Source organism: Rhodobacter sp. 4.3.4 (assembly GCF_058724655.1).
On record NZ_CM178967.1, the window covers coordinates 1,935,158 to 1,955,709 of the forward strand.

The 20,552-nt window shown below is 67.0% G+C and carries 21 protein-coding genes; 7 read left to right on the plus strand and 14 right to left on the minus strand.

Features of this window, described 5'->3' with window-relative positions:
- Position 1 precedes the first annotated feature (1 nt).
- From AC4PTB_RS09375 to AC4PTB_RS09390, 4 genes are read left to right on the plus strand one after another with little or no spacing between them, the layout of a single operon-like run.
- The gene (locus tag AC4PTB_RS09375; protein ID WP_492189711.1) at positions 2-886 is read left to right on the plus strand and encodes a transglutaminase family protein; all 885 of its coding nucleotides are present in this window, start codon (positions 2-4) and stop codon (positions 884-886) included.
- Positions 883-1,602 carry a 5-oxoprolinase subunit B family protein gene (locus AC4PTB_RS09380; protein ID WP_492189712.1) on the plus strand — a complete coding sequence of 240 codons (720 nt, stop codon included), beginning with the start codon at positions 883-885 and terminating at the stop codon, positions 1,600-1,602. The genes AC4PTB_RS09375 and AC4PTB_RS09380 overlap by 4 nt, the downstream gene beginning before the upstream one ends.
- The gene (locus tag AC4PTB_RS09385) at positions 1,599-2,612 is read left to right on the plus strand and encodes a 5-oxoprolinase subunit C family protein (RefSeq protein WP_492189713.1); all 1,014 of its coding nucleotides are present in this window, start codon (positions 1,599-1,601) and stop codon (positions 2,610-2,612) included. The genes AC4PTB_RS09380 and AC4PTB_RS09385 overlap by 4 nt, the downstream gene beginning before the upstream one ends.
- Complete coding sequence (locus tag AC4PTB_RS09390) at positions 2,609-3,346, plus strand: LamB/YcsF family protein (protein ID WP_492189714.1); 738 nt, start codon at positions 2,609-2,611, stop codon at positions 3,344-3,346. Before AC4PTB_RS09385 ends, AC4PTB_RS09390 begins: the two co-directional genes overlap by 4 nt.
- Here the strand turns inward: AC4PTB_RS09390 and lpxB are convergent.
- The 13 genes from lpxB to pyrH form a co-directional block, all read right to left on the minus strand.
- On the minus strand, positions 3,334-4,485 hold the full coding sequence (gene lpxB, locus AC4PTB_RS09395) for a lipid-A-disaccharide synthase (RefSeq protein ID WP_492189715.1): 1,152 nt from the start codon (positions 4,483-4,485) through the stop codon (positions 3,334-3,336). The genes AC4PTB_RS09390 and lpxB overlap by 13 nt on opposite strands.
- Positions 4,482-5,288, minus strand: a complete 807-nt coding sequence (locus tag AC4PTB_RS09400; RefSeq protein WP_492189716.1) for an LpxI family protein — start codon at positions 5,286-5,288, stop codon at positions 4,482-4,484. Before AC4PTB_RS09400 ends, lpxB begins: the two co-directional genes overlap by 4 nt.
- A complete protein-coding gene (gene lpxA, locus AC4PTB_RS09405) occupies positions 5,285-6,079 on the minus strand; it encodes an acyl-ACP--UDP-N-acetylglucosamine O-acyltransferase (RefSeq protein ID WP_492189717.1) in 795 nt (264 codons plus the stop codon). The genes AC4PTB_RS09400 and lpxA overlap by 4 nt, the downstream gene beginning before the upstream one ends.
- A gap of 2 nt (positions 6,080-6,081) precedes the next feature.
- Positions 6,082-6,543: a 3-hydroxyacyl-ACP dehydratase FabZ gene (fabZ, locus tag AC4PTB_RS09410; protein WP_492189718.1), complete on the minus strand. Its 462-nt coding sequence runs from the start codon at positions 6,541-6,543 to the stop codon at positions 6,082-6,084.
- 103 nt (positions 6,544-6,646) lie between these two features.
- A complete protein-coding gene (locus AC4PTB_RS09415) occupies positions 6,647-7,264 on the minus strand; it encodes an OmpH/Skp family outer membrane protein (RefSeq protein WP_492189719.1) in 618 nt (205 codons plus the stop codon).
- A gap of 13 nt (positions 7,265-7,277) precedes the next feature.
- Positions 7,278-9,683: an outer membrane protein assembly factor BamA gene (bamA, locus tag AC4PTB_RS09420; protein WP_492189720.1), complete on the minus strand. Its 2,406-nt coding sequence runs from the start codon at positions 9,681-9,683 to the stop codon at positions 7,278-7,280.
- A gap of 121 nt (positions 9,684-9,804) precedes the next feature.
- A complete protein-coding gene (locus AC4PTB_RS09425) occupies positions 9,805-9,978 on the minus strand; it encodes a hypothetical protein (RefSeq protein WP_492189721.1) in 174 nt (57 codons plus the stop codon).
- Between the two features lie 118 nt (positions 9,979-10,096).
- Positions 10,097-11,437: an RIP metalloprotease RseP gene (gene rseP, locus AC4PTB_RS09430; RefSeq protein ID WP_492189722.1), complete on the minus strand. Its 1,341-nt coding sequence runs from the start codon at positions 11,435-11,437 to the stop codon at positions 10,097-10,099.
- Positions 11,438-11,440: 3 nt separating this feature from the next.
- The gene (gene dxr, locus AC4PTB_RS09435; RefSeq protein ID WP_492189723.1) at positions 11,441-12,613 is read right to left on the minus strand and encodes a 1-deoxy-D-xylulose-5-phosphate reductoisomerase; all 1,173 of its coding nucleotides are present in this window, start codon (positions 12,611-12,613) and stop codon (positions 11,441-11,443) included.
- Positions 12,614-12,616: 3 nt separating this feature from the next.
- Positions 12,617-13,411, minus strand: a complete 795-nt coding sequence (locus AC4PTB_RS09440) for a phosphatidate cytidylyltransferase (protein WP_492189724.1) — start codon at positions 13,409-13,411, stop codon at positions 12,617-12,619.
- A complete protein-coding gene (gene uppS / locus AC4PTB_RS09445) occupies positions 13,408-14,160 on the minus strand; it encodes a polyprenyl diphosphate synthase (protein WP_492189725.1) in 753 nt (250 codons plus the stop codon). The genes AC4PTB_RS09440 and uppS overlap by 4 nt, the downstream gene beginning before the upstream one ends.
- Before the next feature lie 20 nt (positions 14,161-14,180).
- Complete coding sequence (gene frr / locus AC4PTB_RS09450; RefSeq protein WP_492189726.1) at positions 14,181-14,744, minus strand: ribosome recycling factor; 564 nt, start codon at positions 14,742-14,744, stop codon at positions 14,181-14,183.
- A 105-nt stretch (positions 14,745-14,849) separates the two neighbouring features.
- Entirely contained in the window at positions 14,850-15,581 is a 732-nt protein-coding gene (gene pyrH, locus AC4PTB_RS09455; RefSeq protein ID WP_492189727.1) for a UMP kinase, read from the minus strand.
- A gap of 50 nt (positions 15,582-15,631) precedes the next feature.
- Here pyrH and miaA point away from each other — a divergent pair, with 50 nt between their 5' ends.
- The 3 genes from miaA to AC4PTB_RS09470 all read left to right on the plus strand — a co-directional run bounded on the left by miaA (position 15,632) and on the right by AC4PTB_RS09470 (position 18,151).
- A complete protein-coding gene (gene miaA, locus AC4PTB_RS09460; protein ID WP_492192618.1) occupies positions 15,632-16,567 on the plus strand; it encodes a tRNA (adenosine(37)-N6)-dimethylallyltransferase MiaA in 936 nt (311 codons plus the stop codon).
- Between the two features lie 100 nt (positions 16,568-16,667).
- On the plus strand, positions 16,668-17,558 hold the full coding sequence (locus AC4PTB_RS09465; protein WP_492189728.1) for an AraC family transcriptional regulator: 891 nt from the start codon (positions 16,668-16,670) through the stop codon (positions 17,556-17,558).
- Positions 17,559-17,635: 77 nt separating this feature from the next.
- Positions 17,636-18,151 carry a TIGR00645 family protein gene (locus AC4PTB_RS09470; RefSeq protein ID WP_492189729.1) on the plus strand — a complete coding sequence of 172 codons (516 nt, stop codon included), beginning with the start codon at positions 17,636-17,638 and terminating at the stop codon, positions 18,149-18,151.
- 57 nt (positions 18,152-18,208) lie between these two features.
- Here the strand turns inward: AC4PTB_RS09470 and AC4PTB_RS09475 are convergent, their stop codons facing one another.
- Positions 18,209-20,416: a methyl-accepting chemotaxis protein gene (locus AC4PTB_RS09475; RefSeq protein ID WP_492189730.1), complete on the minus strand. Its 2,208-nt coding sequence runs from the start codon at positions 20,414-20,416 to the stop codon at positions 18,209-18,211.
- Positions 20,417-20,552 lie beyond the last annotated feature (136 nt).

A 20,552-nucleotide genomic window follows, 5' to 3' on the forward strand; every position in this document is an offset into this window, starting at 1 on the left:
CATGCGCTACGACATCAAACTGGCGATCGACTACGATTACGCCGCGCCCTCGGATCATCTGCGCAATCTGGCGCGGCTGCTGCCGCCCGACATTGCCGGGGCGCAGCGGGTGGTGGCGCGGCGGCTGACGCTCGACCCGGCCCCGGACGAGCGCCGCGACGGGCTGGATTTCTTCGGCAATGCGGTGACCTCGGTGGTCTGGCACCGCCCCGTCGCCGATGTGCGCTTTGAACTTTCCGCAAGGATCGAACGGCTGGCGCAGCCAGTGCCGCTCGACCTCTCGCCGTCGCTGCCGAAACTTGGCGCCGAGATCGCCGCCGAGACGATGCTGGCCCCCACCGCCCCGCATCATTTTCTGGGCGCCTCGCCGCGGGTCGTGCCCTGCCCCGAGATCACCGCCTTTGCCCGCGCCGCGACCAGCCGCACGATGACCGCCGCAAGCGCCGTTGCCGCCGTCGGCCATGCGCTGCACCGGCACATGACCTTCGACGCCGAGGCGACGACGGTCGACACCCCCCCGCGCGAGGCCTTCGCCCGCGGTCGCGGCGTCTGTCAGGATTTCACCCATGTGATGATCGCCGCCCTGCGCGGCATCGGCATTCCCGCGGGCTATGTCTCTGGTTTCCTGCGCACTTTTCCGCCACCCGGACAGCCGCGGCTGGAGGGCGCGGATGCGATGCATGCCTGGGTGCGGGCCTGGGTCGGGCGCGAAATGGGCTGGATCGAGTTCGATCCGACGAATGATCAGACCGCCGGGGTGGATTTCGTCACCGTCGCCGTCGGCCGCGATTACGACGATGTGGCGCCGATCCGCGGCGCCTTGCGCACGACAGGCCCGGCCAAGACACGACAGGCGGTCGACGTGCTCGCACTGGATGCCGAATGAACCCGCCCGAGCTTTTGCCCCTTGGCCTTGACGGCGTGCTGATCCGCTTTGCCACCACCTGGTCGGAGGAAGCGAACAGCGCCGCGCAGGCCCTGGCGGCGGCGCTCAGCGCGGATCCGATCCCCGGCCAGACCGAGGTCGCCCCCGGTCTGGGCTCGGTGCTGCTGCGCTTCGACCGGCTGGCGACCCAGCGCGCCGAGGTGCTGGCCGCGCTGCGGCATCGGCTGGATGGCACGCCCGCAGCGCCGGTTGCGGCGCGTCATTGGCGCGTGCCCGCCTGTTTCGGCGGCACCTGGGGCGCCGATCTGGCCGAGGCCGCCGCCTTGGCGGGCCGCAGCGAAAGCGCTTTGATTTCCGAGCTTTGCGCAACGGACCTGCGGGTTCTGGCACTGGGCTTCGCGCCGGGTCAGCCTTACTTGGGCACCCTGCCCGCGCATTGGCAGATGCCCCGCCTGCCCGCGCTGACGCCACGGGTCGCGGCGGGCACGATCACCACCGCGCTGCGGCAGATCGTGCTCTTCGCCGCGCCCTCGCCCACCGGCTGGCGGGCGCTCGGCCGCACCGCCTTTCGCCCCTTTACGGCAACGGCCGGGGCGCCTTTCCTGCTGCGCCCGGGGGATTTTCTGCGATTCACCCCGACAAGTGCAGAAACCATCGCCATGCTGCTCGACAAAGGCGATCCCCTGGGCGGTGCGATTCTGAGTTTTCCGAAATGACAGGATATATCGAAGTCATTTCCGCCGGTCCCGGAATTTCGGTTCAGGATTTGGGGCGGCCGGGCTACACCGCCTTCGGTCTCTCGACCGGCGGCGCCGCAGACCGCCGCGCGCTCTGGGAAGCCGCGGCGCTTCTGGGGCAATCCCGGCCGCAAGCCGCGCTGGAACTGCCGTTGACGGGCGGGCGGTTTCGCATCACCGCCGCCAGCCGCATCGCGCTGACCGGGGCGCCGATGCAGGCCAGTTGCGACGGCAAGCCCTTGATCTGGAACGCATCTCATGCGCTGACGCCCGGCGCGGTGCTGGATCTGCGCCCGGGCGAGAGCGGTGTTTACGGCTATCTGTCGCTCGCGGGCGGACTTTTGACGCCGGAAACGCTGGGCGCCCGCGCCACCCTTGCCGCTGCGGAACTGGGCACAGTGGTTCGCGCGGGCCTGCGCCTGCCCTTCGGTCCCGATCCGGCCCCCGATGCTGCACCGCAGCATCTGCCGCCAGAGGACCGGTTCACCGGCGGCGCGCTGCGGGTGATCGCCGGGCCGCAGACCGCGCTTTTCGACGCCGAAACGCGGGCCCGCGCCTTTGCCACTAGCTTTCGCGCCGGTCCGGCCAGCCGTCAGGGGCTGGCGCTGGTTCAGGACGGCGGCCCCTTTGCCACCGAAACCTCCGGGTTGCTCTCGGATTTCATCGGCCCGGGGGACCTCCAGATGACCGGAATGGGACAAGCGGTTGTGCTTCTGGCCGATTGCCAGACGATCGGTGGCTATCCCCGGCTTGGCACGGTGATCCCGGTTGATCTGCCCCGCGCCGCGCAGGCCCGCCCCGGAACCGCCCTGAGGCTGGTCGAAATCCCGCTCGATGCTGCCGAGACCGCCTCGCCGCCCGAGGCGCTCTGGCTGGCGCAGATCCGCCGCCTGCTCCGCCCGCTGCGCCGCGATCCGCGCGACATTTCCGATCTTCTGGCCTATCAGCTGATCTCGGGCATGATCCGCGGCGACGAGGAAGACGCATGAAGCTTGATCTCAATTCCGACATGGGCGAAGGCGCGGGCGCGGATGCGGCGCTGCTTGAGGTCGTGACCTCGGCCAATATCTGCTGCGGGCTGCATGCGGGCGGGCCGCTGGAGATGGCGCGGGTGATGGCACTGGCGGCCGAAAAGGGCGTCGGCCTCGGCGTGCATCCGGGCTTTGATGACCGGGCAAATTTCGGCCGCACAAGGATGGTGCTTTCGAAATCCGAACTGGTCGATCTGATCGCCTGGCAGACCGGGGCCATGGCCGCCGTGGCACAGGCCAAGAGCTTGAAATTGAGACATTTCAAGCTGCACGGGGCGCTCTCGAACATGGCGTCCGAAGATTCCGATCTGGCCCGCAGCTGCTATGGCGCGGCGCTGTCCGTCGTGCCCGATCTGAAACTGATGGTGCTTTCGGCCACGGCGCAGGAGGCCGCGGCGCAGGATCTGAACGCCGATTGGGCGGGTGAGATTTTCGCCGACCGCGCCTATAACGACGACGCAACGCTGGTCGATCGGTCGCTTCCGGGCGCAGTGCTGCACGACGCCGAGGAGGCCGCGGCGCGGATTCTGGCGATGCTGCGCGCAGGTGCGATTATCTCGGCCAGCGGCCATCGCATCCCGGCGCGGATCGATACCGTCTGCCTGCATGGAGACACGCCGCAAGCCCTTGAAATGGCGAAATTGCTGCGCAGCAAATTGCAGGCCGAAGGGGTCGTGATTCAGCCGCTTTGAAGGCAGGCCAGAACCGAGCGCGCCGCACGCAGGCCCGGGGCTTCGCCGCCCTCGCCCAGACGCTGCATCGTCAGCTCCATCGCCGCGATCTGTGCCGCGCGGCGCGCGGGATCGTGCAGGATCGCATGCAGCGCCTGCGCCATCGGCTTTGCCCGACAGGCCGGGCCAAGAAATTCCGGCACCGCCCGGGTTTCGGACACCAGATTGACCAGCGTCACCGTGTCGATCAGCATCGCGCGCTTGGTGATGTGCCAGGTCAGCCAGTTCATCCGATAGCCGATCACCATCGGCACCCGGTTCGCCGCCAGTTCCAGACTGACCGTGCCCGAGGCCGCCAGCGCCAGATTGGCCGTGGCAAAGGCCGCGCGCTTCTCGGCCGGGTCCGAAATCACATTCGGCACCTCGTCCCAGCGGCAGGCGAGCTTGCGCACCTCCGGCGCCACGCCGCGCACGGTGGGAATGAGCACGCGCAGCCCGGGCACATCGCGCCGCAGCGCAGCGACGGTCGCGGCGAAGCGCGGCATCAGCCGCTTCACCTCGCCGCGCCGCGAGCCGGGCAGACACAGCAGCACCGGCTGATCGGGACCGATCATCAGCGTCTGGCGCAGCGCGGTTGCTTCGGCCTCGGTCGCGCGCGGCTCGGCCACGACCGGATGGCCGACGAAATCGCAGCTCATCCCCGCGGCGGTCATGTAGGGCGGCTCGAAGGGCAAAAGCGCCAGAACGTGGTCGATCACTTCGGCCATCTTCGCCGCGCGCCCGGGACGCCAGGCCCAGACCGAGGGGGCGACGTAATGCACCGTCTTTTGCGCCGGTCGGGCGGTCTTGACGATCCGCGCCACGCGCAGACAGAAATCCGGGCTGTCGATGGTGATGAGCGCGTCGGGGGCGGTCTCCAGAACTGCCTGAGCCGTCTCGGCAATGCGGCGTTTCAGCTGGCGATATTTCGGCAGCACCTCCAGCAGCCCCATCACCGATAGCTCTTCCATCGGAAAAAGGCTTTTCAGACCAAGGGCTTCCATCTGCGGCCCGCCGATGCCCGCGAATGTCACACCGGGAACGAGCTCGATCAGCGCCGCCATCAGTGCCGCGCCCAGCTTGTCGCCAGAGGCTTCGCCGGCGACGAGAAAAAGCTTCACGGGCTGCGCCCCCAGAGGAAAATCCCGGCCGCTTCGGCCGCCGCAATCGTTGCCGCGCGATCCAGAAGCAGCACGCCGCCCGCCTCGAAGACGATGCCGCAAAGCCCCGCCGCGGCGACCCTGGCCACCGTCTGCGGACCCAGTGCGGGCAGGTCGATGCGCCGATCCTGACCCGGTTTCGGTGCTTTGAAAAAGACGCCCGCCTTCGGCATCGGCACCAGCCCGCGATGCGCGGCAACGAAATCAAGGAGCGCATCGGTGCCCGGAAGCGCCTCGACCCCAAGGCAGAGACCACGGGCCACCACCGCCCCCTGCCCGACATCGACGGCGCCCAAGGCCGCGACGATTTCCGCTGCGCGTGCAGCATCAAGCTGGTCCTGATCGCCGACGCTGCCGCACAACAGCCCGTCGCCCGGCACAAGATCCGGGGCGATGCTGTCGGCGCCGATCACCTCGAAGTCCCAGTCCTCGAAAAGCGCGATCACCGCGCGCAGCGTCGCGTCATCGCCCGCCTGCATCGCCCCCACAAGCCGCGGCACCAGCGCGGCGGTGCGGGCGTCGAAAAGCTCGGGCTCCAGCTTCGGCCGTTGCATCGCCCCCGCAAAACAGACGCGCCGGATGCCGCGATCCGTCAGCGTGTCGAGGAAGGGCACCAGCCGCTCGATGCGGAACGGCAGCACCGATCCGCCCGGCGCGGGCTGGCCTTCCAGCGCGCAGACCAGCATCCCGGGCGCGGCCTGCAAAAGCAGCCCGGGCAGCGCGCCGCCCCCGGCGATCAGCGCGGTTTCAGATCCGACGCTCATCGCGGCGTCAGGAAGCTGCGGTCCGAAGGACCAAGGATGAAATCAAGCACTTCGCGGACATGGGCACTGTCGGTGCCCTCTTCCGAGAGTTTGCGGGCCTGTTCGCGGAAATTGCCATCGCCAAGCGCCGCGTAAAGTTCGCGCAATGCCGAAATTTCGGAACGTTCGACACCGCGGCGCTTCAGCCCGACAAGGTTCAGCCCCTCCAGCCCGGCGCGCGGCCCGGCGACCAGCGCATGCGGGATCACGTCCGAGGCCACCATCGACAGCGCCCCGATGATCGCGCCATGGCCGATGCGCACCCATTGATGCACGCCCGAAAGCCCGCCGACGATCACATCGTCTTCGATCACGCAATGGCCCGCGATGGCGACCGAATTCACCAGAATGACGCGGTTGCCGATCTGCACGTCATGGGCGACGTGACAATTGGCCATGAACAGCCCGTCATCGCCCACCCGGGTCACGCCGCCGCCGCCCTCGGTGCCGGAGTTCATCGTCACATATTCGCGGATGCGGTTGCGCGCGCCGATCACCAGCCGCGTCTTCTCGCCCTTGAATTTCAGATCCTGCGGGATCTGCCCCAGCGAGGCGAAGGGAAAGACCACGGTGCCCGCGCCGATCTCGGTCGCACCGGCGATCACCACATGGCTTTTCAGCTCCACCCCCTCGGCCAGTACGACCTCGGGGCCGATGTGGCAAAAGGGGCCGATCAGGCAGCCGGGGCCGATCACCGCCCCCGGCTCGATCACCGAGGAACCATGCACGCGGGCGGTTGCATCAACGGCCATGGTCAGCCCTTCAGATCCATCATCGCGGTGAATTCGGCGGTGGCGGCCAGCTGCCCCTCGACAAAGGATTCGCCGAGGAATTTCCACACCTTGCCACCGCCGCGCTTGACCGTGACCTTCATTTCAAGCACGTCGCCCGGCACCACCTTGCGGCGGAACTTGCAGGCGTCGATCGCCATGAAATAGGTGCCAAGCGGCTTGTCGATCACGTTCATCGAAATGCCCACGACCACCGCCGCCGTCTGCGCCATCGCCTCGACGATCATCACCCCCGGCATCACCGGTTCCTCGGGGAAATGGCCGGTGAATTGCGGCTCGTTGTTGGTCACGCATTTGATCCCCACCGCGCTTTCGAAAGGCACGATGTCGCGCACCTTGTCGACCATCAGGAAGGGGTAACGGTGCGGGATGATCCGCTTGATCAGGCTCAGATCGGCGCTGGTGTAGGGGGCGGGTTCGCTCATCTTCGATCCTTCCAAAACGGGCCCGCGGCAGGGTCGGGGCCTTTGGCCGTTGCTAGCGTCGCGCGTTCCGCTTGGCAAGGACGGGGCGCATCGGCATGGGCGGCTATTCGCCGCCACCCGCCCCGTCCCCGGGCTGGCCGGGCGCGGCGGCGGCGGGGCCGGTCCCCAGACGCGCATCCATCAGCCGCGCCAGATCGCCGGTGATGTCAGCCGCTTCCAGACCGCGGATGATCGCGCGCCGGTCCAGCACCATCACCGCGCCGCGGCGGGTCAGGATCTCGTCGATCAGCGGACCGGAGGCGACATAAAACGCCTGCCGTGCCGCCTCGTAGCTTTGCGTCAGCGCCTGCGCCTTGGCCTTTTGCGCCGCACGGATCCCCGTCGCGCGTTCGTCGAAGGCATCGGCCTCGGCGCGAAAGGCCGCGGGCGTCAGCTTCGCCCGGCGTTCGGTAAGCAGCTTTTCTTCGGCGATCAGGTCATCGGCGATGCGGGTGTTTTCCGCCGCAAGCGCCGCCGACTCGCGCGCCAGCCCGGCGGTGATCGCCTTGCCCCAAAGCGTGTCGTCAAAGAGCCGCTCGATATCGAGCGTCAGCACCGGCAGCGCAGGCGGCTTGTCCTGCGCCAGACCGGGCAGCGGCGCCAGCATCAGGCCGAGCGCCAGAACGCACAGGCGCAAAAGGCCGGGGATCGCCCCCGGCCCGATCTGTCCTTGGCGGCGCATCTTCCGCATCGGCTCAGAACTTCGTCGCGATGGTCAGGTCGAAATTCTGCTCCTCGTCGTAATCTTCCTTTTTCAGCGCCGTCATGAAGTTCAGCCGCAGCGGGCCAAGCGCCGAATCCCAGAACACCGAGAAGCCGACCGCAGAGCGCAGATGCATCGAATCATCGACCGTATCGGTGCGGTTCGGACCGCCCGCGGTATTGTCGAGCCCCCAGACCGAGCCGGTATCCCAGAACAGACCGCCATGAATGCCATACTCTTCGGGCAGGCCGAGCGGGAACTCGGTTTCCAGACGCAGCGCGGCGTAATATTTGCCGCCTAGGGCGTCCTGGTTCGGCACGTTCCGATCGCGCGGGCCGTAGCCATTGCCCTCAAAGCCACGCACCTTGTTGTTGCCCGAGAAGCGATCCAGAACCGTCAGCGTGGTATCGCCCCGCGCGGCGATCGCCCCGCCCTCCAGCTCGGCGCGCAGGGTCACATCCTCGTTCCAGACCTTGCGCTCGGCACGAAGCAGCGCCGTGGTCTTCAGCGCCTCGACATCGCCGCCCAGACCGTAAAGATCCTGGCTGAAACGGAAGGTGAAGCCGGTGCGCGGGTCGATGCCGGTGCGGCGGGTGTCCCAGGTGTAGGTATAGCCCGGGCCCATGCTGTTGCGCTTGCCCTCTTCGTCGCTCAGGATCGGCGAGGAGCCCACATCATCGGCGGTCCCATCGGGATCGATACCGCCCGCCGTATCGCCATCCGGGTCGGCATTATAGTCCTTCACGCCGTAAAGCTCGTTGCGCAGGAAGCTGTAGCGCATTTCCAGCCGCGCGTTCCGCGCAAGCGGGAATTCCAGCGAGGGCGAAATCCCCATCATCTTGGTATTGTAATCGGAATTGTCGTTTTCCGAAGTGTTGTACCAGATCCGGAACCGCCCCTTCAGGTCGCGGCCCAGCAGATGCGGTTCGATGAAGTCGATCGAATTCTGCTGGTTGTCCTTGGTCGTGCCGATGGAGATGCCCAGATATTGCCCGCGCCCCAGGAAGTTCGCTTCCTCGAGCGAGGCATTGATCCCGAACCCGGCCGACGCCCCGTAGCTGGCACCAAAGGTCAGCGAGCCGGTCGGCTGTTCCTCGACATCGACGCCGACGATCACCTGATCGGGGCCGGTGCCCGGTTTCGTGCCGACATCGGCCTTGGAGAAGAAGCCAAGCGCGCGGATCCGTTCGGAGGCGTTCTTGATTTCGCGCGGGTTGAAGGGATCGCCTTCCACCGTGTTGAATTCGCGCCGGATCACGCTGTCGAGCGTGGTGGTGTTGCCCTCGATGTCGATGCGCTCGACAAAGACGCGCTCGCCCCGCACCAGCGCGAATTCGACGTTCAGCGTCTGCGTGCGCGGGTCGCGGGTGATGCGCGGCTCGACGCGGACGAAGTTGACGCCCTTGCGCAGCGCCACCTCCTCCATCCGGGTCACGGCGTAATCGATATCGGTCGGCGAATAGATCCGGCCCGATCGGATCTTGGCCAGCCCCGCGAAATCCTTGACATCCAGTTCGGGCACTTCGGAGACCGTGGTGATCTGGCCGAATTTGTATTGCTGCCCCTCGCGGATGTTGAAGGTCATGAAGAAGCCTTCGCGGTCGCGGGTCATTTCCGAGGAAACGCCGGTCACTTCCACATCCGGGTAGCCGCGCGAATGGTAGAAATCGACCAGCATCTGCCGGTCCAGCTGCACCCGGTCGGGCACGAAAGTGTCGCGCTGGATCAGCCGGTGCAGGATGCCCGCCTGCTTCGTGCCCAGAACGTCGCGCAGACGCCGGTCCGAGAAAGAGCGGTTGCCGGTGAAGGTGATGCGGTTGACCTCGGAGACGGCGCCTTCCTTGATCTCGAAGACCACATCGACGCGATTGCCGTCGCGCTTGATCACCTTCGGATCGACACGGGCCGCCAGACGGCCGGCGGTGGCATAGCCCTCGGCCAGCGCGGCGGCATCGGCTTCCAGCGTCGCCGGCGACAACACCTTGCGCGGCTGCGTCTTGACGATCGCGGCCAGCTTGTCATCCTTGAGGATCTTGTTGCCTTCGAAAGCGACGATGTTGACGGTCGGATATTCCTTGACCCGGATCACCAGCGTATTGCCCTGCGGCACGATCTCGACGCGCTCGAACAGGCCCGAGCCCTGCAGCCGCTGAAAAGCGTCGTTCAGCGCCCCGGCGCTGACCTTGGCGCCCTTGGCGATTCCGGCATAGCTGAGGATCGTCGCCGGTTCGATCCGCTCGTTGCCCTCGATCTTCACGTTTCGAAACGCGTAGTCCTGCGCCAGCACGGGCGCGGCAACAAAGGCGCAAGGCACGGCAAAGGCAAGGAATGTGCTGGTCGCAAGCGTCCCCAGACGGGCCTTCGCCTTGGGCTTGGCAAGTTGCAGCCGGATCGTCATCGCACTCTCCCCGTCAGGTCGCTTGGCGCAGTTCTCTGACGTGACTAACCAGAAAGACGGCCCTTGTCAAAGCGACAGACCGTGTTCAGGCGCAAGGACGCCGCGAGATATGGTAGATCGGTCAAAGCTGATGCAGGGTCGGATCGATACCGGGCAGCAGCGCCGAAACTCCGATGCCGATCGCCAAGGCCGCGGCAAGGGCCAGGAAGATCGCCACCGGTACCAGAATACGGTCGGCCGCCAGATCGAAAACGAGCGCGAGGCTCCGGTATCCGTCGCTCAGAACCGCCTGCATGATCGGGTCTCCCTTGGTTCCCGGAACGGAAATACCCGTTCAATGCGGCGAAATCAGGGCGGCCAAATCGGGGCCTATCGGGGCAGGTCCGGGCTTTGCCGCCCCGCCCCGTCCGGTCTCAGCACACCAGATCGTTCCACAGGCCAAAGGCCATCAGCGCCAGCACCAAAGCCAGCCCGACCGAGACCAGAAGGCTCATCACCCGATCCGACGGCGGCTTGCCGGTGACCCCTTCCCAGAGGTGGAACATCAGATGGCCGCCATCAAGCACCGGGATCGGGAACAGGTTGATGAAGCCCACCGCGGTCGACAGCATGGCGATGAACCAGATGAAATCCGCCACCCCCGCCTTGGCCGCCGCGCCCGAGCCCTCGGCAATGCCGATGGCGCCGCGCAGGTTGCAGCTGGAAATCTTGCCCAGCACGATATGTTCGATCGCCGAGACCGAGGCGGTGATCGCCCCCCAGGTCTGTTTCGCCCCGCCCACCAGCGCCTCGACCGGGCCGATCGCCTCAGTGACCGGGCTGAAGCCCGGACCGGCGATCAGGCCGATCTTGTAATCGCTGACGAAACTGCCGTCGGGGCGCGGGATGTCGACGATTTTCGGCGTCAGCGTCACCGAAAGCCTGCTGCCGCCCGTGCCCTCGGCGGCGGGACGCCACAGATCCAGCGTCAGGGCGGCGCCCTTGCCCGCACCGACCTTGGCGACCAGATCGTCAAAGCGCCAGATCGGCTGCCCGTCGATCGCGGTGATCACGTCGCCCGCCCGGATGCCCGCCGCATCGGCGGCCGAATCCGGCAGCACCTGTGCCGCGCGCGGCGGCGCCAGCTGCGGCCCCTCGACCACCAGATCGGTGCCGTCGCGCAGCACGCGATAGCTGAGGAAGGGTTTTTCCGGCGTCACCACCTCGCGCAGCCGGTCGTAATCGGGCAGCGTGACGCCCTCGATCGCCAGAAGCCGGTCGCCCGGGCGCAGATCGCCCGAGCCGCCGGGCAGCGCCACCAGCTCTGCCACCTGCGGCGGCACGGCGGGCTTGCCCTCCCAGGCCATCGCCCCGGCAAAGACCAGGATCGACAGGATGAAGTTGAAGACCGGCCCCGCGGCAACGGTCGCCGCCCGCGCCCAGAGCGGCGCGCCATGCATCGACTGGCGGCGCTCCTTTGCGTCCAGCCGCGCCATGGTTTCCTCGTCCACCCCCGCCGAGGTGGCATTGGCATCGCCCAGAAACTTGACGTAACCGCCCAGCGGGAAAAGCGAAATCTTCCAGACCGTGCCATGCTTGTCGACCCGGCTGATCAGCTTTGGCCCAAAGCCGATCGAGAAGGCCTCGGCCTTGATGCCGCACAGCCGCCCCACGATGTAATGGCCGTATTCATGCACCGTCACGATGATCGAAAGCGCGACGACAAAGGCCAGCACGGTCTGCAGCATCGAAACGAGGTCGGGAAGAAAATCCAAGGGTCAGGTCCTTACTGTCGGCACAAGGCTGCGCGCAAGCGCCCGCGCGGTGGCATCGGTGTCCATCACCATATCGAGACTGTCGAGCGGTTTTCCAAGACCATGCCGCGCGGTCATCTCGGTCAGCACCGCCTCGACCAGACGGCTCATCGCCAGAAAGCCGATCTCCTCGCCGATGAAGGCATCAAGTGCGGCCTCCTTGGCGGCGTTGAAGGCCGCCCCCGCGGTGCCGCCCATCGCCATCACCTCGCGCGCCAGACGCAGTGCGGGGAACCGCTCTTCATCGGGGGCGCGGAAGGTCAGCGCGCCGATCTTCGCCAGATCAAGCCGCGCCACCGGCAGCTCGGCCCGCTCGGGCCAGTTCAGCGCATAGCCGATGGCATGACGCATATCGGGCGCACCCAGATGCGCCATCAGCGCGCCATCCTTGAAGCCGACCAGCGCATGCACCAGCAATTCCGGATGCACCAGAACCTCGATCTGCTCGGGCCGGACGCCGAAATATTCCTTGGTTTCAATCAGTTCCAAGGCCTTGTTGAACATCGATGCGGAATCGATGGTGATCCGCTGCCCCATCGCCCAGTTCGGATGGGTCGAGGCCTGCGCCACCGTCGCATCGGCCAGTTTCTCGATCGGCCAGTCGCGGAAGGCGCCGCCCGAGGCGGTGATGATGACGCGCTCGACCGCTGCCATCTCTTCGCCCACCAGCGCCTGAAAGACCGCCGAATGTTCGCTGTCCACGGGCAGCAGCCGCGCGTTGTGTTTCGCGGCCTCGGCCAGAAGCAGCGGCCCGGCGGTGACGAGCGATTCCTTGTTCGCCAGCGCCAGCGTCGTGCCCTGGCTCAGCGCGGCAAAGCCCGGCGCCAGACCCGCGGCGCCGACAATCGCCGACATGATCCAGTCGGCCGGACGCAGCGCCGCCTCGATCAGCGCGGCTTTCCCCGCCGTCGCCTCGATGCCGGTCCCGGCCAAAGCCTCGCGCAACGCGGGCAGGCAGTCTTCATGCGCGGTCACCGCGACCTCGGCCCGGAAAGCCCGCGCCTGTTCGGCCAGAAGCTTGATGTTGCGCCCCCCAGACAGGGCCACCACCTGAAAGGCCCCGGGCCTGCGGGCGATCAGGTCAAGCGTATTGACCCCGATCGAGCCGGTGGACCCGAAAACCGTAATGCGTCGCATGACTTAGCCTCCGAAAAGCGTTTGCGGCATCAAGGGCACGAGCACAAGCACCACCACGGCCGCGCCAATCAGCGCGTCGAACCGGTCCAGCACTCCGCCGTGACCGGGGATCAGGGCCGAGGAATCTTTCACCCCCATCCGCCGCTTGATCGCGCTTTCCGCGATGTCGCCCATCTGCCCGGCAAGCGCCACAATCGGCGAAAGCCAGACGAGCGCAAGACCGCCCGCGCCCGCTGCGGCGAAAAGCCCGCCCACGGCCGCGGCGCCAAGCCAGCCCGCCACCGTGCCCGACCAGGTCTTTTTCGGCGAGACACTGGGCCAGAATTTCGGCCCGCCCAAGGCGCGGCCCGCAAAATACCCGCCCACGTCCGAAGCGACGATGACGCAGACCAGCCACAAGATCACCTCGGGCCCGACCCCCAGACGCAGCGCCACCAAAGCATAGCCCGCCAGCAGGATCAGCACCGCATAGGCGGCAAAGATCGCCCGGTCGCGGCGGGCCGTGGCAAAGCTGCCAAGCGCCGCGGGCAGGATCAGAAGCGGGGTCAGAAACCACAGATGCCCGAAGACGACGACAAACAGCGCCGCCGCGGCGGTCAGGCCAAGCGCGACCGCAGGCCAGCGCGCCCCCCCCTCGGGGCGCGTCATCGCCGCCAGTTCCCAGATCATCAGCCCGGTGACCAGCACCGCCAAGGCGATGAACGGCAGCCCGCCCAGCCAGATCGCCAGCGCCCCCACCGCGACCATCGCCAGCCCCGAGCCCGTGCGCGCGCGCAGATCCGACCAGTTCCCACTCATCCCTTCACCCCGCCGAAACGCCGCTCGCGGCCACCGAATTGCGCCAGGATCGCCGCCAGCGCCGCCGGGTTGAAATCCGGCCACAGCGTCGGCGTGAATTCATATTCCGCGTAAGCCGCCTGCCAGGGCAGGAAATTCGACGTTCGCGTCTCGCCCGAGGAGCGGATCACCAGATCCGGGTCGGGGATCGCCGCGGTGTCGAGATGGCCCGCAAAGACCGCCTCGGTGATCGCCTCGGGGGCCAGCCGCCCCGCCGCAACCTCTGTGGCCAGCGCCACCGCCGCCCGGCGCAGCTCGTCGCGGCCGCCATAATTGATCGCCACGGTCAGGTTCAGCCGCGCATTCATCGCCGTGCGCGCCTCGATCCCGTCCATCAGCCCGCGCAGCTTGCCATCCAGCGGCCCGCGGTCACCGATGAAGCGCATCCGCACCCCCTCGGCGGACATCGCATCGGCTTCGCGCTGGATGTAGCGGGCAAAAAGCGACATCAACCCAAGGACTTCCTCGGTCGAGCGCTTCCAGTTCTCGGTCGAAAAGGCATAAAGGGTGAGCCATCTCACCCCCAGATCAGGGCAGGCGCGGACGATCTCCTTGACACGTTCCGCGCCCTTCCGGTGCCCGACCAGCCGCGGCCAGCCGCGCTGCCTGGCCCAGCGGCCGTTGCCATCCATGATGATCGCGACATGCGAAACGCCGTAATCGGTGACGCCACCGCCGGTCGGCGCGGGTCGGGGCTCGGTCGCGGTCATCATCAGCCTTTCTGCACGTCTCAGACGTGCATGATCTCCGCCTGCTTGCCCTCAAGCGCCTTGTCGACGAAACCGATGTGCTTTTTCGTCAGCTCTTCGATCTCGCCTTCCCAGAACTTCACGTCGTCTTCCGACATGCCGTTGCCCTTGGCCTTCTTGATCTGGTCCATCCCGTCGCGGCGCACGTTGCGGATGGCGACGCGGGCATGTTCGGCATATTGCGCGGCGACCTTGGTCAGCTCGCGGCGGCGTTCCTCGTTCAGCTCGGGGATCGGCAACATGATGATCGGGCCGTTGGTCTGCGGGTTGATCCCCAGGCCCGAATCGCGAATCGCCTTTTCGACCTTGCTGATCAGGCCCTTGTCCCAGACGTTGATGGTCACCATCCGCGGCTCGGGCACGTTGATCGTGCCGACCTGGTTGACCGGAACCAGCGACCCATAGGCATCGACCATGATCGGCTCGACCATCGAGGCCGAGGCGCGGCCGGTGCGCAGCGTGCCGAATTCATGCTTGAGCGCATGCATCGCGCCCTCCATGCGGCGTTCGAGGTCGTCGGTGTCGATTTCAATATCGTCGGACATGGGGTCCCCCGCTTTTTTCCGTTTTCGTCTTCATAACGGGGCGGGCGGCGCTTGGATAGGGGCCAAGCGCGCACACCCGTTCCGTCGCGTCACGTGCCGCCGATCTCAGCCCTGCACGCGGGTATAGGTGCCCTGCCCGGCCAGAATGGTGCGGAACCCGCCCGGCTCATCGAGCGAAAAGACGATGATCGGCAGGTTGTTGTCCCGCGCAAGCGCAATCGCCGAGGCATCCATCACGCCCAGATTCTTTTGCAGCACCTCGTCATAGCTGACGGTATCGTAGCGCTTCGCATGGGCGTGTTTCTTCGGGTCCATGTCATAGACGCCATCAACCTTGGTGCCCTTGAAGATCGCCTCGCAGGACATTTCGTTCGCCCGCAAGGTCGCCGCGGTGTCGGTGGTGAAATAGGGGTTGCCGGTGCCCGCGGCAAAGATGCAGACGCGCTTTTTCTCCAGATGGCGCACGGCGCGGCGGCGGATATAGGGCTCGCAGACCTGATCCATCGGGATGGCGCTGATCACGCGGGTAAAGACCCCCATCGATTCGAGCGCGCCCTGCATGGCCAGCGCATTCATCACCGTGGCCAGCATCCCCATGTAATCGGCCGTCGTGCGCTCCATCCCCTGCGCCGAGCCGGCAAGGCCGCGGAAGATGTTGCCGCCGCCGATCACCATGCAGATCTCGACGCCCAGATCGCGAACCGATTTCACCTCGCGGGCGATGCGCTCGACGGTCGGCGGATGCAGGCCGTAGCCCTGATCGCCCATCAGGGCCTCGCCGGAAATCTTCAGAAGCACGCGTTTGTATTTCACGATCGGTTCGTCTGTGTCGGTCATCGCGGCTCCTCGGCGGTCCCTGGTTGTCATCGGGGCGCAAAATGTCGCAAATGGCGTTCGGGATCAACCTCAACCGCAGCCTCGGGATCATCGCCGTGTTCGACCTTGCCGCCCTGCCCGATGACCGCCCGGTGCTGATCGCGGGGGCGACGGCCTCGGGGAAATCCGCGCTGGCGCTTGAAATCGCTGAAAAATCCGGCGGCGTGGTGGTGAATGCCGATGCGCTGCAGGTCTGGTCGTGCTGGCGCGTGCTCTCGGCCCGGCCTTCCGCAACGGAAGAAGCCCGCGCGCCGCATGCGCTTTACGGCCACCGCGCCCCGGGCGAGGAGTATTCCGTCGGCGCCTGGCTGCGCGAGATCGGCCCGATCCTTGCCGCCTTTCGCGCGGGCGCCGGGCCGCGCCCGATCATCGTGGGCGGCACCGGGCTTTACCTGAGCGCGCTGACCGAGGGGCTGGCCGAAATCCCCGCAACCCCCGCCGAGATCCGCGCCGAAGCCGACCGCCGCCGCCTGAGCGAGGGGCACGCGGGGATGCTGGCCGAGCTGGACCCCGCCACGCGCGCCCGCGTTGACGGCCTGAACCCGATGCGGGTGCAACGCGCCTGGGAGGTGATGCGGGCGACCGGCCGCGGGCTGGCCGCCTGGCAGGATGACACACCGCCGCCGCTGCTGCCCCTGGCCGCCGCCGTGCCGCTGCTGCTCTCGCCCGGGCGCGACCTTCTGGCGGCGCGGATCGATGCCCGCTTCGAGACGATGCTTGAGTCGGGCGCGCTGGACGAAGTGCGCGCCGTCCTGCCCCAGTGGGATGCTTCGGCGCTCTGGGCCAAGGCGATCGGCGCCCCCGAGCTGGTCGCGCATCTGCGGGGCGAGATCGATCTGGCCACCGCGACCGCGCGCGCCAAGGCCGCGTCGCGGCAATATGCGAAGCGGCAACGCACATGGTTTCGTGGCCGGATGGGGGGCTGGCACAACATCCTGCGGGGCTGAAACCGGGCCGCGCCAATTTCGGCGCAACCGTGTTTTTCGTTGGATTAACAAGGGGATCTTCCCTATCCTTGGGGCGACCACCGCCGCCCCGGAAGTTTTCGTGACCCTTTTCAAGACCCCCCCGCTCGCGCCCTTTGCCAAGACCCCGCGCCCGGGCGCCCTGTCCGTCGCGGCCAGGCCCGCCCGGCCGAAGTCGCTTTTGCCTGAACCGCCCTCGGTGCCGCGCATCGTGCCGATCGCTCGGCTCGCCCAGGGCGGACGCTGGCGGGTGGAGGCGATGCGGGCGCTGTCGGAACCCTGTTTCCTGTGGTTCACCCGCGGTCAGGGCCGCATCACCATGGGCGGTGTGACCCGCGGCTATGGCCCCTATTCGGCCGCCTTCCTGCCCGCGGGCGTGATGCACGGCTTCGAGATTTCCGGCCAGACCACCGGCCTGGCGGTGTTTTTCGGCAAGAATTCGGAGCTGACGCTGCCGCATGCGGCGCAATATCTGCGCGTGCGCGAACCTCCGGTGCAGGCCGAGATCTCGGGGCTGATCGAATCGGTGATCCGCGAGCTGGAAAGCAACCGCCCCGGATCGGACCGGGCCGCGCTGCATTATCTGGGGCTGTTGAGCGTGATCATCGAACGTCAGGGCATGTCGCAGGCGGCCGAGCCCCGCGCGTCGGAGGCCGCGCGCAAGCTTGTTACCCGCTATGCCGCTGTTCTGGAACGCGATTTCCGCTCTGGCCTGGGGGTGGCGGATTATGCCGCGCAGCTCGGTGTGACGGCGACGCATCTGACGCGCTCGTGCCGGATCAGCTGTGGCCGGGCCGCCTCGGAGCTGCTGCAGGATCGCCGCCTTTATGAAGCGCGTCGGCTGCTGAGCGAGACCGGAACCCCGGTCAAGGACATCGCCGCCGCCCTTGGCTTCAACAGCCCCGCCTATTTCACCCGCGCCTTTCAGGCCAGGGTCGGCAAGACCCCCTCGGCCTTCCGCAAGGGCGGCTGAGCCGAAGCCCGCCGCCCCGCCCTTGCGCGCGGCGGGGCCATCCCTATCTAGGCGGAGCAGACATTAACGGAGTATTCATGGAACGCGCGATCGAACGGGTGCTTTTTTCCAGCCGCTGGCTGATGGCACCGATGTATCTGGGGCTGGTGGGCACGCTGGCGATCCTGCTCTGGGCCTTCGTGCTGGAGCTTTACCATTTCGCCCTGCAAATCCCGCAGATGGAGGTGGATATCGCGGTGATGGGGGCGCTGTCGCTGATCGACCTCAGCCTGGCCGCGAACCTGATCCTGATCGTGATCTTCTCGGGCTACGAGAATTTCGTTTCGCGCATGGACACCAAGGGCCACGAGGACCGGCCGGACTGGCAAAGCGAGGTCGATTTCTCGACGCTGAAGCTGAAGCTGGTCGCCTCGATCGTTGCGATTTCCGGGATTCACCTGCTCAAAGTGTTCATGGATATCGAAAAATACCCGGCTGAGAAGATCACCTGGATGGTGGTGATCCATCTGGTCTTCGTCATCTCGGGGGTGCTGCTCGCGCTTATGGACTGGATCGGCAATCAGGCCAAGGCGACCAAGAAGTCGGCAAAATAAGCCCGGTCCCGGAATCGGAACAGGCCCGCGGTCCGACCGCGGGCCTGTCGCTTTTGCTCAGGCGGCGGAGCGATGCGCGCCCTCGCCCGCCGCGGGCAGGTGGAACCGCTCGACGGTCTGGCGCAGATCGCTGCCCTCGCTGGCAAGCGCCCGACCCGATGCCGCCGACATGTCGGTCATGTTGGCGATATGCTGCGTCGTCTGATCAAGCTGGGTCACCGCGCCGTTGATCTCGACGATGCCGCGCGCCTGCTCCTCGGCCGAGGCGGCGATTTCGCCCATCCGATCAAAGATTTGGCGCACCGAGGCCACGATGTGATCGAGCGCCGCGCCGGTCCGCCCCACCATCTTCACCCCGTCCTGCACCTGCGTGGTCGAGGTTTCGATCAGTTGCGAAATCTCCCGCACCGCATCAGACGCCCGCTGGGCCAGCGCCCGCACCTCGGAGGCGACGACGGCAAAGCCGCGTCCCGCCTCGCCCGCCCGCGCCGCCTCGACCCCGGCGTTGAGGGCGAGCAGATTGGTCTGAAAGGCGATTTCCTCGATCACATGGGTGATGCGCGAAATCGACTGCGACGAGGCCTCGATCTCGGCCATCGCCGCGACGGCCTCGGCCACCACCCCGACGCCGCTTTCCGCATTCTGACGCGCCTGCGCCGCGATCTCGCGCGCCTGCGCCGCCCCCTCGGCCGCCGAAGAGACCGAGCTTGTCAGCTGGTTGAGCGCCGCCGCCGTCTCCTCCAGCGCCGCCGCATTGCGTTCGGTGCTGTGCGCCAGCTGCGTGCTGGCTTGCGAAAGCTTGCCCGCCTCGGCATCGACCCGCGTCGCCGACAGGTCGATCTGCGCAAGCGCATCGCCCAGCTGCCGGGTGGCGGTGTTGAAATGCAGCCGAAGCTGATCGTATTCGCCCGGCAGCGGCGTTTCGATGACACAGTTCAGATCGCCCGCCGCAACGCTTTCAAGCGCCTTCGACAGAGCCGCGACCACAAGCTGCTGCTCGTCCAGACGCGCCCGCGTCTCTTCGGCGCGACGGGCCGCCTCAAGCCGCTCCGCCTCGGCGCGCTGACGATCCCGCTCCAGCGCCTCGGCCTCGGTGCGGCGCCGCTCGGCCTCGGCCCGCTCGGCCTCGGCCCGGGCGCTTTCTTCGGCGCGGCGTTTCGCCTGTTCCTCGGCCTGCAGCGCCGCCTGCATCCGGGTATTTTCCTCAAGATTGGTGCGGAACACCACCAGCGCCCGCGCCATGTCGCCCAGCTCATCCTTGCGCTCGGTCCCGATGATCTCGACATCGGTCCGCCCCTCGGCGATCGCCCGCGTCGTCACCGCCTGACGCTGCACGCAGGCCGCAATGTGCCGCCCCCCCGCCCAGGCCACGCCCGAGGCCAGCACCAGCGACAGCACCACCGCAATCGCACTCAACCGGGTCTGCGCCGCCAGCATTTCCGCGGCCAGATGATCGGGCGATGCGACGACATAGATGCCGATCGGCGCCCCCGAGAAATCCGTCACCGCAACGGCACGGCCGACATGGGGCACGCCGTCGAATTCCCGCAGCAGATCGAGGCCGCCCGACTGCATCACCTTCTCGAAATCGTCCGGCTCCAGCATCGGGGCCTCGCCGGTGGTCTCGGCCTTGCGCTCGATCTTGCCCGCCTCTCCCGCCGGGGGAACCGCGTAGAATTCGAATTCGTTCCCGGTATCCTTCGACAACGCCGAAAGGAAATTCGCATCCATGTCAAAGCCCACTTCGACGGTGCCGACATGACTGCCCTGCCAGCTGATCGGGGCCACGCCGCGCACGCCGACCCCGGTCCTGCCGCGTTCGAGCCCGCGCAGGGGCACATGTTCCGCATTCGCCTTGACCACCATCGGACGGGTTTTCGTCAGATCCTCGCCCCGCTTGGCCAGATCATGCACCCGGATCAGCGACGTGCCCGGCGGCACATGAAAATGCAGCTGCGTCATTCCGGTCTGGGCCATCATCGCCTTGATCGAACCCGCCAGCATCGTCTCGATCGCGGTGTCATCCCGGCGCGAGACGGCCTCCTGGATCGCGGGCACCCCCGCGATGATCTGCGCCATCGACAGCGCCTCGGTGGTGCGGGCCTCAATCGCCAGCCGCAGCGCCTCTGCGGCGACGGCGCGTTCCGTGGTATAGGCGGCGTTCAGCGTGCGCTGCCCGACCAGCACCATGCCGGAAAGGTTGAGCACGATCGCGATCACCGCGGTGAGCAGGGGAAGCAAAAGGATCTGTCTGCGAAGCGTCATCGACGGTCTCCATCGTCAGGTGCAGCCGTCCTACCCGCAATTGGTGAATCGCTTGTTGCCATAATCAACCTTGGGTAGAATTTTCCGCAAAGAAGACCCCAGACGAAAACCGGGCCGCCGCGTGGGCGACCCGGTT